This is a genomic window from Legionella nigrisilvae (assembly GCF_977063395.2).
This window is the reverse complement of the sequence record NZ_CDRUGZ020000011.1, coordinates 516,216-531,165: the sequence shown is the minus strand read 5'-3', so window position 1 is coordinate 531,165 and position 14,950 is coordinate 516,216. Positions and strand designations below refer to the sequence as shown.

Below are 14,950 nucleotides of genomic sequence, written 5' to 3'. Positions count from 1 at the left end.
AGTGGAAGGGTCTTTTTATTGGGTTTTAAATCTTAAAATAAGTTTTGGAGAGTAAGCGCTCTTCCTTGAGCCCCTTGTTATTATTTAATTACGTGCATTAACACTTACGTGTTCTTGGCTGTTTGTTTTAAAAATGTCCTCAACTCTTGGATGGCGTGAGCCTATCTCGCCCCGAAAAAGCGTGGAGGGGACTCGGTGGGCAGATTTTCTTTGTGGGTCGTCTACGTCCTTATAGGCCTTTGCAAGTGCCTGGAAAAATCTATAATTTTCTGCAAGAGTAACTGAATCCTTCCTGGTATGCTGCGTTTTTTCTTCAGTTGGAGACGCAACCTTTTGGGGTTCAGTGGGAGGTACAGCAGTAGAGCTTTGTATGGAAGTAGAGTCTTCTTCTGAGTTTTTAGTATCCTTTTTCGTAGCAACATCCTTTATAATTCTAGTTTCAGAGGGTAAAAGATCCTCATCTGATTCCTCTGCCTCTTCCTTTTCTTTTTTAAGCACATGGGATTGGGAAACTTTGGTTGCTTCGGTTTCATCTACAGCTTCCTCTTCCTCGCGAATTGATTCCTTGTTATTTAATTCTCGTATCTCATCCAAATGGACTTTAAAGTATTCTTTAAAGTTTTTTGCTTCTGTGAGTCCCAAACTATCGAGTTCTTCTGCGGGTAAGAACTCAAATTGAATAAAATGAGTTTGAAAGTTTTGATCATTAAAATCGAGTGAAATTTCGATCTTGTCTGCTGTGGTTACTCTTGCAACCCTGAAAAAGCCAAAGGAGAGAGTATGGATCATTTGTCGCCACCAACTTGCAGAGTTCCAATCCTGGGTAAAAAGGGCGGTTTCAATTTCTTGAGAAATTTCAGAGAAATATTTTTTCGAATAATTTTGATAACATTTGGTTGCTAACTTTTCCGCAATATAGTTTAAACGCGGCTCGCTAGGATAACGGTCTGAAATGGCAGAAAAAACTACGTTTGCTCGTTCTAAATAGTTTATACCTTCAAACTCATGGGAATATAGAAGTTTTTTAACCTCATGTAACTCTTGCTCAATACCTAAACTTTTCGCAGACAGTTCCTGTTCAAGTTGTTGGTAGAAAAAGTCGGTCTCATGATTAATATAGGGAAGTAGTCTTTGGAACTGTTCGATAGTAAGCCTTTTCCCTTCTTCAAAACGCGTTAGTTCGTCAACAAGGATGGTCAAGTTAGTTATGGCACGATAGGGTTTATGAAAATGAGCAAGGACATTACTTTTTTCCTCACGGGATTTCTCTGGTAATCTACCAAGTTGGGTCACGATCAGAAATTCTTTGAGGGCTTTACCTATCTGATAGGACATTAATTGTTTTACGTCAATTCGTGTCGTCCGCGCTGTAGGTGTGTAATTTTCACATTCATCATCGAGACAGGCAAGATATTGCGGGGGAGCATATCGCGGAGTGCTGCGCAGGTCATTGGCAAGTGGTTTTGGAGAGCGAACAAAAGTTTTGCGATCGCTCACCAGCAGTTTGTTCTTGTGGACCAAAAAATTAGTTAATTTGATATCTGGATGATAAGCACCGGCTTGTTGAAGTTTAAGGCAAAAGTCATTAATCTGACTGAAATAATATTTAGTTATTGCCGCAATGGTTTGTTGTGACTGTCCCTTTAATTTTTTCGCGACGTCAACCAAACTTCCCTGTTCAGCAAATTGACTTATTACAACAGGTTTGTATTCAATTTCTTTATTATCTTCTGTTTTGAATTGCATCATAAACAGAGCAGCATCATTGATGAAATACTTTGCTACAGGAAAAGAATGGAGATCTTGTTCGAAACCCAAATCGTTTCTATCTTCTACTCGAATCACAAGATCTTTCCAACGTTTCATTTTGAATTTGAAATTGTAATTATTGACATGTTTCTCGCCTAGAGGTTCTGTTTTATACTCAGAGCTTTGCAGATCGCTTTCGCCTTTGATTGCACTAATTTTTCTTTTGGCAAGGCGTAAAATTTGCTTATGCTCATCCAGGCTTTTTTTCAGAATGGTATCCCTTTCAGCCAATTGATTAAGACGATAACTTATGGCCAAAAATTGCGATTTTACTTGAGAAAACGGTTCACCACTTTTTAATAATGTGTCACGTTTTTGCATCAGCTCATAGAGATCTTCTCGGGGTTCCATCATCTTTATTTCAGATGCATCTATTTGCTGTGCTACTGCTTTTGCAAATTGAAATCCTTTAAAAAAAAACGAGCCGTCAGGATTTATTCCAAAAGCTTTCAGATGAGCTTGCCAACTATCTTTATCGGTTGCTGCGAGCCACTTGTACTCACCCTCAAATATAGGGGTTGAATTGATGGAATAATTGATCTTCTGTAATTGAAATAAACGTTGAACTACATCTTCGGCTGGTATTTTATTAAATTCTTGTATTAATCTTCTTAGCCTTCGGTGTTTCGCGCTAATTGGTTCTACTCTTAATCCCATGGGGGTACTCCAACGTCAAAAAATCAGAAAAGATAGAGTTAATATTTTTTACTATGAGAAATTCATTTCTTTTTTGAGAAGTTCAGAAATAAATTACTGAAACTTTAAATATCAATCCCACCAGTAATTTGAAAAATTGCGTAAAATTACAACATAGTCCTCTTTGTCTTTCAAGAAATATGAGTAGGGCAGGCAATAATTGCATCAATTCGACTTTTCAAAATTTATAACAAAAGTTGTTCCGTATTTTAGCTTATCAAAAGCCTTTGAGAGGATGTAATTCCTAAGAAAACTACTATCTTAAATAGTCTGTTTTATGATTTAATATTGACTATTTCCAGTATAAGAAAGGGTTATCATGACTTTTGTAGTAACAGAAAGTTGTATCAAGTGCAAATACACTGATTGTGTTGAAGTATGTCCTGTGGATTGTTTTTACGAGGGACCGAACTTTTTGGTGATTCATCCTGATGAATGCATTGATTGTGCGTTGTGCGAACCTGAATGTCCAGTCAATGCAATTGTTTCTGAAGATGATTTAACTTCCGAACAACAGCAATTTAAAGAATTAAATGCGGAACTGGCTAAAACATGGCCTAATATTACTGCTAAAAAAGATGGACCGCCTGACGCCAAGGATTGGGAAGAGGTTAAGGATAAACTTCAGTACTTACAAAAAGAGTGGTAGAAATCAATTCGCTTGCTGAATCTTGTCAGCAATATCTCAGTGAAAAAGGAAGACTTTCCACTGCCATTCCTGGATTTGTGGCGCGAAAGCCACAGTCCGATTTGGCTGTAGCAATTGCTACAGCAATTGAAGATAAGTCAATTTTAATTGCTGAAGCAGGGACTGGAACTGGTAAGACTTTTGCCTACCTACTTCCTTGTTTGTTAAGTGGAAAAAAAGCGCTAATTTCTACAGCAACCAAAACACTACAAGATCAACTCTATCAAAAAGATTTACCCACTTTAGTAAGAGCTTTGGGCCTATCTGCGCGCATCCAAAATCTCAAAGGGCGATCGAATTATATATGTCAATATCGTGTGGAGTTGCACTCTGAAGAAGGGCAATTTCAAAGCCCACAATGTGCCCACGAAATCGCACATGTTCGCAGTAAATTATCGCAAATGAAAAACGGTGATCGATCTGAATTACCTGAGTTAAGTGAAGACTCTCCGGTTTGGCCTTTTGTGACTTCAACTGTAGATAATTGTTTGGGTATTGAATGCGCAAATCATGATACCTGTTTTTTGCTCAAGGCTCGTAAACGTGCATTGGATGCGGATGTAGTCGTTATAAATCATCATCTCTTTTTTGCTGATTCACGCTTGAAAGAAGAGGGATTTGGAGAGTTATTGCCGGGTGTGGATGTAATTATTTTTGATGAGGCGCATCAGCTGGCTGAAATAGCCACGCATTTTAATGGCGAGCGAATTGGCACGCGTCAATTTCGTGATTTATTAGATGATCTTATTAAAGAATGGCCTGCTGTAGATCTTGCAAATCAACCTTTAAAAGCATTAAGTCATAAAGCAGATACGTTAATGGATGAGTTGTTGACTAGCTTGCCGGGAATAGATGATCGAATAAGCTGGGAAGAATTAAAAAATAACAAATCATTTATGAGTGTGTGGAATGAGTGGTTAGCATTAAAAGACAAGGTGTTGGAGTGCTTCAGTGATCTCTCACTTGCCGAATTCCCTGGTCTTGCGCGTTGTAAAGAACGTTTGCTGGAGTTAACTCGGGTCTTATTATTTTTTACTCAAGATAGTAATAATAAAATACGTTGGCTCGAGCGCTTTAAACATACGCTAGTTTTTCATGTTACTCCTTATGATGTGGCTGAACCATTTAGTGAGCTACTCAAGCGCCAAGACAGTACGTATGTATTTACGTCCGCAACTTTAACCATAGCAGATTCGTTTGATTGTTTTTGTAAGCCTTTAGGATTGTTTGAAGCCAAGACTCTATTATTGCCGAGTCCTTTTGATTATCGACAACAAGCCTTATTATACTTACCCAGAGGATTACCTGATCCTAAGGATTCAACTTATTATGAATTATTAGTATCTCGTGCTATTCCTCTAATTGAAGCTCTGGGCGGGCGTTGCTTTGTTCTGTTTACCAGTCATAAAGCGTTAAAACAAGTTGCTCAAATGATGGGCAATATTTTAAAATATCCCTTATTAATTCAGGGAACCGAAGCAAAACCCATTTTACTTGAGCGTTTTAGGCAATTGGGCAATGCCGTTTTATTGGGGACTGCTACTTTTTGGGAAGGCGTGGATGTTAAAGGTGAAGCTCTTTCATGTGTTATTATTGATAAATTACCCTTTTCTAGCCCAGCGGATCCGGTAGTTCGTGGGAGAATGGCTTATTTAAAGGAAAAAGGCCTGTCGGGTTTTGACGAGTTATCTTTACCTGGAGCAGTAATTGCTTTAAAGCAAGGTGTAGGACGTTTAATTCGTGATAATACAGATAAAGGTGTTCTAATGATTGCGGACCCTCGCTTGACCAGTAGAGATTACGGTGGTCGTATTTTGGCCAGCTTACCTCAATTACCGAAAACTCGCGATGAACAAAAGGTACTTAACTTTATTAAAGAATTAGAGCTGGATTATGAAACTGTTAGCGATTGATACATCTACAGAGACTGCTAGCGTGGCTTTGTTTACTGGGGAAGAGTTATTTTGTGAAGAACAAAATAATCAAAAAACACATGCACAATTTATTGTACCGATGATCGATAAGTTGATGGTGAACGCTGGTTTACAAATGAATCAGCTAGACGGCATAGTATTTGGTCGAGGCCCTGGTAGTTTTACCGGTTTACGCATCGCATGCAGTATTGCAAAAGGTTTGGCTTATGCGAATGACTTGCAATTGATTCCTGTGAGTAGCCTTGCCGCAATTGCTTGGTCAGTTCGCCAGCAAAAACAAACAAACCATATATCGGTATTGACGGTGTTAGATGCACGTATGCATGAGGTGTATTGGGCTTATTTTGCTGAGAATCAGTGGGAAGCAGGGGAGCACGTTAATCCAGTTAAAGAGCTTCACCTCCCTGAGAATCACTCAGTAATTCTTGCAGGAGTGGGAATAGATCTATATTGGAATGATTTTACTTCAGAAATTAAGTCCCACATCAGTGATAAAATAACCATCAACCCTTCTGCAGCAGCCATGATTCAGTTTGCTCAGAGTTCTGGGCAAAAACCGCTTTCAGCTGCTGAAGCGCAACCTGTATATGTACGGAATAAAGTGACTTAAGCTCATAGGAGAAATTTTGTGGATAAAAAATTATTGGAAATATTAGTGTGTCCTTTATGTAAGGGAAAGTTATTGCTAAAGAAGCAAGAACTTATTTGTAAATTTGATCGACTGGCTTTTCCTATTCACGATGATATTCCAGTTATGTTAGAGCATGAGGCTCGAGTTATACCCTTAGAAGAAAAGGATGAGCTATAACAAAGGAATAAAGTCGCATGGGTGGAGCGTAGCGGAACCGGAGTGGGTTTTTATCCTATCTCAAACCCGATTCCGCTTTAACCACGCCCGTCTTATGATTAGTGAGATATCTTTTACGCCAGTACAGTATAAATGCGGGGATCATCATCATGAGGATTCCTAAAGAAAAAACCAGGCGAAAGTGAGCGGCACTACCAAAGTTCATAAATTCTATTGGCGGGATGAAACCTACGATTAGGGTCATACTACATCCACATAAGCCTAAAATACATGTCAAATAATAACCTAATTTTTTCCCTGGGATCGCAAAAGGTCTTTCAAGGTGGGCGTACTTGCTTTTTAATTTCCAAGCTGCAATAAACATGAGAACATACATCATGATGTAGAGTTCGGTACTTAGAGCAGTAAATAACCAATAGATGGCATTGACACTAGGAAATAGGAGAAAACCACTGCATAAAAGGGTTACTAAAATAGCCTGCATGATTAATATTCGCGAAGGCATGCCTCGTTTATTTAATTGACACATAAACTTGGGAAGAAAATTATGATTGGCTGCCATCAGTAGACCTTTAGCAGGTGATATGATCCAATTAATCATACTGCCTAAACTTCCTAAGAGGAGTAATGCGATAAGAATTGGCAACAGCCATTCTAGATTATAAGCTTGAAAAAAGTTATTAAAGGCTTGGAGTACCCCATCAATTAGACTAATTTTTTCTTTTGGGAGTACGAAAGCGATAGCTAAAGAACCAAAAATCATTGTGGTTAAAATGAGCAGCACAGAGAAAAACATTGCCCGCGGAAAATTAGTTTGTGGCTTATGTACGTTACGAACATGGACTGCAGCGAGTTCCATACCCAAGAACGAAGTCATAATTGCGGTGAGCGATACCCAGGATTGACTGTCTTTCCAGTGCGGTATTAAATGAGAAAAACTCATATCTATTGCGATAGGATTTCCTTTAAGGACCCAAATCAGTGCTAAAACAATAATAAAGCCCATAGGAAGTATCATTCCCAATATGGCACAAAGACCAGCAAAGTGTGCTGAGGCGCGTAAGCCAGATAAAGCGATTAGGGTTAATGACCAAAATATTACTAAGATCACTGTGATGAGATAGTATTTATTTTGGGCTAATTCAGGATTGATTAAATAAGCTAACACCCCTGCGATAAAGGATAAAATAGTTGGGTACCAGACTAATGTATTGATCCATTGCAACCAAATAGTAAAAAAAGCTAAGTTTTCGCCATACGCATGTTTTACCCAACTATAAATTCCACCTTCTTCATCAGACCATGTAGAGGATAATTCAGCAGCTACTAACGCAACAGGAATTAAAAAAACAATTGCTGAAAAGATAAAGAAAAAAATTAATGAAGAGCCAAATAGGGCAGTACCCGGCAGATTTCTAATGCTGTCAATTGCACCCGTAATGAGTAAGATTAGAGCAAATACAGATATTTTTTCAGAAGACCAATTGTTCATTAATTAAAACGACTTATTAAAATGCAAGGCATTATATAGGAAGTTGGTGAAGGACGTTACTGTTTATTTTATCATAAAGAGTTAACCTTTGTTACTTTTATGTAAAGTAAGCGACTCCTGAAGATATTATATCTTCACAGAACAAGTGGAATCTTTTTTATCATATTCCTATAGACAGGTTTTTGACGGTTAAAATTTAAGTTGTATCAATAGCTAAAAACCTGTCGATAATCTTTAAAATTATAGAGTTATGGAGTGATCCAAACTGGACACTTTCTCATTAGACTCATCCACCTTTATTTGTTTGGGACATGCAAAGAATTTCCCTTTCTCTTTGGATGGAGATAAACACTCTCTTTTAATGGTTTTTAAAAGATTATCGAATTCGAGAAAAATTTTTATTTTTAATTGATAATCGGATTCTCTGTGATCGCTGTTCTCTTTATAAAATTCCACGGCTTTACCGCTTAGCCTCGTTATTTTTTGTTGTAAATCATTTTTTGATTTGCAATGATCGCGTAATTTCATAGCTTGTTCGGTAAATTCGAAAAATTGTGCTTTGTATGCTTCTATTTTCATTTTCAATCCTTTTAGATTATAAAATAGGTTTCCTAACCTCATGAATAAAAAGCAAAAAATATGCCGTTTTCATTTTGACGTTAAAGAGTACTTAAAACAATTACGGATTTTTATTTTCTTTATTTAAACCACCTTTACATACTGGGGAAATCAAAACAATGTTTCCTCTGCGTTCCCATTCATCTGGAGTAAATAAATGCATACTTAAGGCATGTAATCCATGATCAAATTCTTCTTTGAGCAATTGATTTAACATTCTATGTCGTGCAACTCGCGATAAATTAATAAATCGAGAAGAAACAACAGTCAGCTTAAAATGAGTTTGCGCCCCTTCAGGAACATGATGATTCGCTGATTCATCTTCGACATCTAAATAAACAGGAACGAATTCTTGATTTACTAATTCTACAATCCGATTCTTACGTGACATATACAACTCTTAGTTAATTTATAATAAAAAAGCCGCCATCAAGCGGCTTTTTAAACAAGATACGATTAAATTCTGCAGTTTGCAGGAACGTATCGGTTATTGGCGGCATTATTCACCGCACAAGCCCAGGTAATTGGTGCAGTGGGTGGTGTACCGGCAACCAGAGGGTTCCCATTCGCTGTGGGAGTTAAAGTTAAGACAACGTTATTAGCTAGAGCTGTATAAGTGACAGTGATTACACCAGTAGCTGGTGTAACAGCAACACTTGCAACACTCGCTGTAGCTGGGGGTGCACTCCAACCTAAGTCCAAGGTAGCAGAACCAGTTGAAGCATTTTCAGAGATCGTAGTCTTTGCGGAGGAGGCGAGACTTAATCCTTCTGTCACACGAGCTCTAACGACGTAATCCTGATATGCAGGGATAGCAATTGCTGCAAGAATACCAACTATTGCTACCACTATCATTAATTCAATTAAAGTAAAGCCTTTTTCTTTCATTATCTGCTCCTAATGATTGGTACAACGATAAAAATGCAAATAAAATGCCATTTATCAATAATTTACAACTCATTTAGGCCAAATACAACCTGCCCTGGCTAAAAAAGGAAGTCCTCTTTACTCGCCTTTATTTTAATTGTAGCAGATGTGATGGTTGGTTGCTTAATTTAAGAATGAGACTTTTTAATAAATTATTAGATAGGGCACGGGATTGTAAAGCGGATCAATTCAAACATAAGACAACCTGGACTTAGCTGCCGCTACACCCAGGCTTTCTTTTAATTTATTTAAGTACTTTGGGGACTAATTGATTTTTCAAACGAACATAATCAGGTAACCCATTAATGTAGTCCGGGTATGCTTCTCCTTGAATTAAGGGAGACAAGTATTTTCTACACGCATCAGTAATACTCATACCATCAGTTCCGATATATTCTGCTGGCATCGCTTTTTCTTGGTTTGCGACCTTAGCCAATGGTACTTGTCCAATAGACCATTTGTAGGGCTCATCTTGCTCACGGATAATGATGGGCATGATGGCATTATCACCTTTTATTGCATATTCTACTGCAGCTTTGCCAAGCGCATAGGCTTGTTCTAGATCCACTTTTGAAGCGATATGACGAGCAGCACGTTGTAAATAATCTGCAACGGCCCAGTGGTATTTATAATTGAGTTCAGTTTTGATGAGCTGAGCAATGACTGGTGCTACACCACCTAATTGAGCATGTCCGAATGCATCACGAAGTCCTGCATCACTTAAGAATTTACCTTCTGTGTTACGAATTCCTTCTGACACGACAATGACACAATAACCATATGTTTTGACACATTCATCAACCTTACTCAGGAATTTTGCCTGTTGGAAAGGGACTTCAGGCAATAAAATAATGTGGGGAGGCTCATCAGGTTGTTGGCTGGCCAATCCGCTTGCTGCGGCAATCCATCCTGCATGACGTCCCATCACTTCAAGAATAAAAACTTTGGTCGATGAGGCAGCCATAGAAGCCACATCAAAACCTGCCTCTTTGGTTGAAATAGCTACATATTTGGCGACCGAACCGAACCCTGGGCAAGCATCGGTATAAGGAAGATCATTATCAACGGTTTTGGGTATTCCAATGCACGTAATTGGGTATCCCATTTTTGTCCCTAATTGCGATATCTTATGGGCTGTATCCTGTGAATCCCCACCACCATTATAGAAAAAATAACCTATATTATGAGCTTTAAATACTTCAATCAGACGCTCATATTCTGCACCTTCATCTTTAAGTTTGTAACGACAGGAACCGAATGCTCCAGAAGGTGTTTGCAATAATTTGGCAATATCGGCATCACTCTCAAGGGATGTATCAATAAGTTCTTCGTGTAAGGCACCGATAATTCCATTTTTAGCGGCGTATACTTTGCCTATGTGTTGAGGATATAACCGAGCAGTTTGCAGCACACCACATGCAGAGGCATTAATCACAGCTGTTACACCACCAGATTGAGCATATATCGCATTTTTTATAGTCATTCTTTCTCCTGGTTAAAGGTCATTGCTTATCTCCATTTACTTCTATGTACGTTCAAATGAGACAAGTAAACTTTTAAATTCTTATTTTTTGATTTTCATATTCATTTATCACTGCATCAATGCTTTGAATTAATTCTGCAAAAGGAGTAGCCAACTCTTCAATTGAAGCAGCATGTGCAGCCAGTTTTTCTACATGAACTACTTTTTTCTGTAATGTTGGCACGCCCGAAAAACAACATGCTCCATGAAGTTTATGAGCCGCTTCTCCTAATTTTTTAATGTTTTTATCATGCATTAATTGAATGAATTCTTCTCGGTTCTGATGTAATTCTTCCACAAAACGCGCAAGAAACTCTTCTGCCAACGCTTGATTTCCTGAAACTTTCTGTACGCATAATTGCCAATCAATCGCAGCATGTTTTGCTTTATCAGCGATTCGAATGATTTGGGTGAGTAATTGTTTTTCATCAATAGGTTTTTGCAAGCAAAAATCGACGCCCGATTTTTTCAAGTCAATACTATTCACATCTCTTCCATTTGCACTGATTAAAACAATGGGGGTATGCCGATTAAGTTGTGATTTTTGACGAATGAGCCGAGACGCTTCTAATCCATTTATTTTAGGCATTTGTAAGTCAAGTAAAATGAGATCATACTTTTTGTCATTACAAGCCGAGACAGCCATCTCACCGTCGTCTACCGCAGTCATGTTTGCATGAGTACCTAATAGCGAGTTAAGAAGCATTTTGTTCACTGGATTATCTTCTGCAATGAGCAAATTAAGCCGCATAAAACGTAGTTGCTCCCTTAGGCTATCCAATTCATGATTTGTTGGTTTTTCAACATTTTCTAAGCTGGTAAGCGATTCAATTACATCTTGAAGTTTTTGAATACTAATTGGCTTATATAAAAATCCTTGAGCTCCAAGCGCGGTATAATCATTAATAAGCCATTTAGAAACCAATACATAGGGGAAATAATTATGTTCTGAGATTAGTTTGCCAATTTTTTGTTCATAGCCTTTGTTAATATTGAGAAATGCAATTTTACAGTCTTTGTTATTCTCGAGAGCCTTCGCAAGACGATTAAAGGAGTTGACCGCGACACATTGTATTCCCCAATAACCTAAACCATTACAAAGCGCTTCTAAATGCAGTGAATTATCATCAAAGCACAACATTTTAAACTGAGCGAAGGGGTGTATTTGATTCTTTTCTATTTCATAAGCAGCCAGCTTTTCAACTTTGACCTGAGCAGTAAAGCTTGAGCCTTTATTGAGTTCACTGGTAAAAGAAATACGGCCATGCATTTCTTCACAAAGTTTTTTGCAAATGACCAAACCAAGACCCGAGCCGCCATATCGACGCGTAATGCTTGTATCTGCCTGGTTAAAGGCTGTAAATAGTTTACTTTGATCCTCAGGAGAAATACCCAGACCTGTATCGGTAATTGTGATACTTAAAGTGTAATCCTTATCTGTTTCTTGCTCTACTTTTGTGCGAACTAACACATAACCATGATCGGTAAATTTAACCGCATTGGTCACCAAATTAGTAATAAATTGCTTGATCCTAAAAGGATCGCCTAAAATAATTTTGGGTACATTGACATCGGTTATAGGAATTAAATCAATTCCCTTTTTATGAGCAGTGGGCGCTGCAAGAGTAAGAACTTCATCAATACAGTGACGAATATTTAACGGAATGCAATCTAGATGAAGTTTTCCGGCATCGATTTTGGAAAAATCGAGAATGTCGTTAATTATTCCTAATAAATCTTGGGCAGAGGCTTTGATCGTTTTTACATAATCCAATTGTAATGGATCAAGCTTGCTTTCCAATAAAACATTGGTGAATCCAATTACTCCATTCATCGGTGTACGGATTTCATGGCTCATATTGGCAATAAATTCTGATTTTTGCCGGCTTTTTTCTTCAATTTTCTTCTTTTCAAGTGAGAGTTCAATATTTTTTTCTTCCAGCAGTTCGAGACTTTGTTGTAAATCTTCAGTAGCAACTTCAATATGTTGATTCAAATCCCGGATTGTTTCGAGGTATTTTTTTTGCAAATGAGCACAACCTTGCTCAATAATGCCTAACTCACCTGGACTTGTTGTTTTAATTTCGGTTTCAAATTCATTCCGTAAAATTTGCTTCATACTTCGACGTAAACGGGAAATAGGTAAATAAATACGTTTGGAAAGAAAATAGTGAATGGTTAGTCCCATTAGCAAACCAAATAAGGTAATAAAGATGGTAACGATGAGCATTTGATAGCGTTTTATTATCATAGAACGCGTATCAATATCGATGGATAACCATCCTAGAATGTCATCCGCCCGGGTGGCCATGGGGCTTAAGAGCTTCTTGAAAGGGGAACTGGAATAAAGATTGAATTTTGGAATAGTAACGGGTGCAATAAAATTAATCGTAAAAGGATTTATTTGTTTGCTTTCAATGTAATCTCCCGTGAATTTAGGGGGATCAAACGGTTTATTCAAAGAGTGTTTTCCACCGCGATATGCAAGTAATTGTCCATCACTACTGTAAAAGGCAAGTGCGATTACTTCGGGATTGATGGTGGATGCATTAATTAAACCCTGTAAAGTACGATCATCACGCCGCAGCATAGCATATTGTGCTGCAGGTAATAGTTGGCGGATATACGCTTCTCCTAATCGGGACATGTGTTGCTTTAAGTCATTACCAAATAGTCCATTATAAAAAATAGCGAGGAGCAGGGCGACTAGAAAGGCTGGAATTAGGGTGGTAATTCTCAGTTGATACTTAATACCAATGCGTTTCAAGATAACTCACCAATAGTTCGAGTAATACTTATATTTTAGCCTGAGTAGGGCATAGTGTAACCTGAAATGATTGTACAATATCAAGTGACTTGCTTCACCCAGGCTGCAAAGTCAGTTATTATAGCCCGATTATTTTATTCCTTACAATGTGGAACAGATTATGACTGTTAGAACCCGATTTGCACCAAGCCCAACTGGATTTTTACATGTAGGTGGGGTAAGAACTGCTTTATTTTCATGGCTTTATGCAAAACGCCATCATGGTGAATTTATTTTGCGCATAGAGGACACCGATCAGGAACGTTCTACTCAAGAATCGGTGCAAGCTATTCTAGATGGTATGGCTTGGTTGGGTATGGATTATGCTGAAGGTCCTTATTATCAAACGGCGCGTTATGAGCGATACAACCAGGTGGCGCAACAATTTTTGGACGAAGGAAAAGCTTATCGTTGTGAATGCAGCAAAGAACGTTTGGAAGCGTTACGAACGGAACAATTAGCTGCCAAAGAAAAACCTCGTTATGATGGTCATTGTCGAGATAAAAATTTGCCTTTATCGGATAAGCCTTTTGTAATCCGTTTTAAAAATCCGGAGCACGGAACTGTATCCTTTCACGATGAAGTATATGGCGAAATTCATGTAGCCAATAATGAGTTGGATGATTTGATTTTGGTGCGTTCTGATGGCCATCCAACCTATAATTTTGCTGTGGTTATCGATGATGCGGACATGAACATTACCCATGTAATTCGCGGGGATGATCACATTAACAATACCCCACGACAAATTAATCTGTTTCAGGCATTGAACGCCTCTATCCCCGTATTCGCTCACTTGCCTATGATTTTAGGGGAAGATGGTAAACGTTTGTCTAAAAGGCATGGTGCTGTCAGTGTATTGCAATTTAAAGAATTAGGTGTTTTACCCCATGCGTTGTTAAATTATTTAGTTCGTTTAGGCTGGTCATATGGGGATCAAGAAATTTTCAGCATCAATGAAATGATCGAGCGCTTTGATTTGAAAAATGTAAGTCGTGGTGTTTCCAGTTTTAACTATGAGAAATTATATTGGTTAAATCAACATTATCAAAAAAATGATCCAGTTGAGGATGTTGCTGAGTCCTTGCGTTGGCATTTTGAGCAGGCGGGAATTGATATATCCAATGGACCTAAATTGACTGATTTGGTTTCTATTCAAGCTGAGCGGTGCAAAAACTTGAATGAAATGTGTCAAATGAGTTTATACTTTTTCACTGATTCGATTGAGTACGATGAAGCTGCGGTAAAAAAGCATTTACGTCCGGTGATTCTGGAGCCATTGACCGCACTTTATGAGCAGTTGCACAAGATAAGTTCCTGGGAAAAAGATCATTTACAAGAATGCATTAATGATGTCAGTGCAAAATTTGATATCAATATGGGGAAGATAGCCCAACCTTTACGAGTAGCCGTAACTGGCTCGAGTATGTCACCATCTATTGATATGACATTAACTTTATTAGGCAAAGAAAGGGCATTAACCCGTCTTAACAATGCTTTAGAACAGTTAAAAATTAGAGCACAGGCAACTAGCTGATAACCACTTATGGACTGCAGGTTGATTTAGAATATTAACCTGCAGATGTAAGCTCGTATTAAATCACATACTGAATTAATAGGAGAGAAATTTTTTATGTAACAAGGATGGTA

12 protein-coding genes are annotated in these 14,950 nt (G+C 38.1%); 5 read left to right on the top strand and 7 right to left on the bottom strand.

Annotation, left to right across the window (positions count from 1 at the left end):
• Positions 1–84: 84 nt before the first annotated feature.
• Positions 85–2,466 (bottom strand): LegK7 family Dot/Icm T4SS effector kinase, encoded by a 2,382-nt coding sequence (gene legK7, locus ACWTE2_RS02375; RefSeq protein WP_454783983.1) that lies wholly within the window; start codon positions 2,464–2,466, stop codon positions 85–87.
• Between the two features lie 358 nt (positions 2,467–2,824).
• On the opposite strand from legK7, the gene fdxA reads away from it, so the two are divergent.
• Genes fdxA through ACWTE2_RS02355 form a run of 4 tightly spaced genes read left to right on the top strand, consistent with a single transcriptional unit; the run spans position 2,825 to position 5,935 of the window.
• On the top strand, positions 2,825–3,154 hold the full coding sequence (gene fdxA, locus ACWTE2_RS02370; protein WP_182390966.1) for a ferredoxin FdxA: 330 nt from the start codon (positions 2,825–2,827) through the stop codon (positions 3,152–3,154).
• Positions 3,148–5,106 carry a DNA repair helicase YoaA gene (gene yoaA / locus ACWTE2_RS02365; protein ID WP_454783982.1) on the top strand — a complete coding sequence of 653 codons (1,959 nt, stop codon included), beginning with the start codon at positions 3,148–3,150 and terminating at the stop codon, positions 5,104–5,106. The genes fdxA and yoaA overlap by 7 nt, the downstream gene beginning before the upstream one ends.
• Positions 5,087–5,737, top strand: a complete 651-nt coding sequence (tsaB, locus tag ACWTE2_RS02360) for a tRNA (adenosine(37)-N6)-threonylcarbamoyltransferase complex dimerization subunit type 1 TsaB (RefSeq protein WP_454783981.1) — start codon at positions 5,087–5,089, stop codon at positions 5,735–5,737. Before yoaA ends, tsaB begins: the two co-directional genes overlap by 20 nt.
• A gap of 18 nt (positions 5,738–5,755) precedes the next feature.
• Positions 5,756–5,935 carry a Trm112 family protein gene (locus ACWTE2_RS02355; RefSeq protein ID WP_182390963.1) on the top strand — a complete coding sequence of 60 codons (180 nt, stop codon included), beginning with the start codon at positions 5,756–5,758 and terminating at the stop codon, positions 5,933–5,935.
• 55 nt (positions 5,936–5,990) lie between these two features.
• On the opposite strand, the gene ACWTE2_RS02350 is transcribed toward ACWTE2_RS02355, so the two are convergent.
• The 6 genes from ACWTE2_RS02350 to letS all read right to left on the bottom strand — a co-directional run bounded on the left by ACWTE2_RS02350 (position 5,991) and on the right by letS (position 13,264).
• Positions 5,991–7,427: an APC family permease gene (locus tag ACWTE2_RS02350; protein ID WP_454783980.1), complete on the bottom strand. Its 1,437-nt coding sequence runs from the start codon at positions 7,425–7,427 to the stop codon at positions 5,991–5,993.
• 240 nt (positions 7,428–7,667) lie between these two features.
• On the bottom strand, positions 7,668–8,006 hold the full coding sequence (locus ACWTE2_RS02345) for a hypothetical protein (protein WP_454783979.1): 339 nt from the start codon (positions 8,004–8,006) through the stop codon (positions 7,668–7,670).
• 100 nt (positions 8,007–8,106) lie between these two features.
• On the bottom strand, positions 8,107–8,436 hold the full coding sequence (locus ACWTE2_RS02340) for a BolA family protein (protein ID WP_454783978.1): 330 nt from the start codon (positions 8,434–8,436) through the stop codon (positions 8,107–8,109).
• Positions 8,437–8,501: 65 nt separating this feature from the next.
• Positions 8,502–8,933 (bottom strand): pilin, encoded by a 432-nt coding sequence (locus tag ACWTE2_RS02335; protein WP_454783977.1) that lies wholly within the window; start codon positions 8,931–8,933, stop codon positions 8,502–8,504.
• Between the two features lie 283 nt (positions 8,934–9,216).
• Positions 9,217–10,455: a 6-phosphofructokinase gene (locus tag ACWTE2_RS02330; protein WP_182390959.1), complete on the bottom strand. Its 1,239-nt coding sequence runs from the start codon at positions 10,453–10,455 to the stop codon at positions 9,217–9,219.
• A gap of 73 nt (positions 10,456–10,528) precedes the next feature.
• Positions 10,529–13,264 carry a two-component system sensor histidine kinase LetS gene (letS, locus tag ACWTE2_RS02325; RefSeq protein WP_454784430.1) on the bottom strand — a complete coding sequence of 912 codons (2,736 nt, stop codon included), beginning with the start codon at positions 13,262–13,264 and terminating at the stop codon, positions 10,529–10,531.
• Between the two features lie 157 nt (positions 13,265–13,421).
• Between letS and gltX the strand changes: the two genes are divergently transcribed.
• Positions 13,422–14,837 (top strand): glutamate--tRNA ligase, encoded by a 1,416-nt coding sequence (gene gltX / locus ACWTE2_RS02320; RefSeq protein ID WP_182390958.1) that lies wholly within the window; start codon positions 13,422–13,424, stop codon positions 14,835–14,837.
• Positions 14,838–14,950: the final 113 nt, after the last annotated feature.

What these genes read in the sequence shown, in the direction of transcription:
- tsaB (WP_454783981.1), top strand. Translation starts at nt 5,087, where the DNA reads ATGAAACTGTTAGCGATTGATACATCTACAGAGACTGCTAGCGTGGCT.
- gltX (WP_182390958.1), top strand. Translation starts at nt 13,422, where the DNA reads ATGACTGTTAGAACCCGATTTGCACCAAGCCCAACTGGATTTTTACAT.
- legK7 (WP_454783983.1), bottom strand. Translation starts at nt 2,466, where the DNA reads ATGGGATTAAGAGTAGAACCAATTAGCGCGAAACACCGAAGGCTAAGA.
- ACWTE2_RS02335 (WP_454783977.1), bottom strand. Translation starts at nt 8,933, where the DNA reads ATGAAAGAAAAAGGCTTTACTTTAATTGAATTAATGATAGTGGTAGCA.
- fdxA (WP_182390966.1), top strand. Translation starts at nt 2,825, where the DNA reads ATGACTTTTGTAGTAACAGAAAGTTGTATCAAGTGCAAATACACTGAT.
- ACWTE2_RS02340 (WP_454783978.1), bottom strand. Translation starts at nt 8,436, where the DNA reads ATGTCACGTAAGAATCGGATTGTAGAATTAGTAAATCAAGAATTCGTT.
- ACWTE2_RS02330 (WP_182390959.1), bottom strand. Translation starts at nt 10,455, where the DNA reads ATGACTATAAAAAATGCGATATATGCTCAATCTGGTGGTGTAACAGCT.
- ACWTE2_RS02345 (WP_454783979.1), bottom strand. Translation starts at nt 8,006, where the DNA reads ATGAAAATAGAAGCATACAAAGCACAATTTTTCGAATTTACCGAACAA.
- ACWTE2_RS02350 (WP_454783980.1), bottom strand. Translation starts at nt 7,427, where the DNA reads ATGAACAATTGGTCTTCTGAAAAAATATCTGTATTTGCTCTAATCTTA.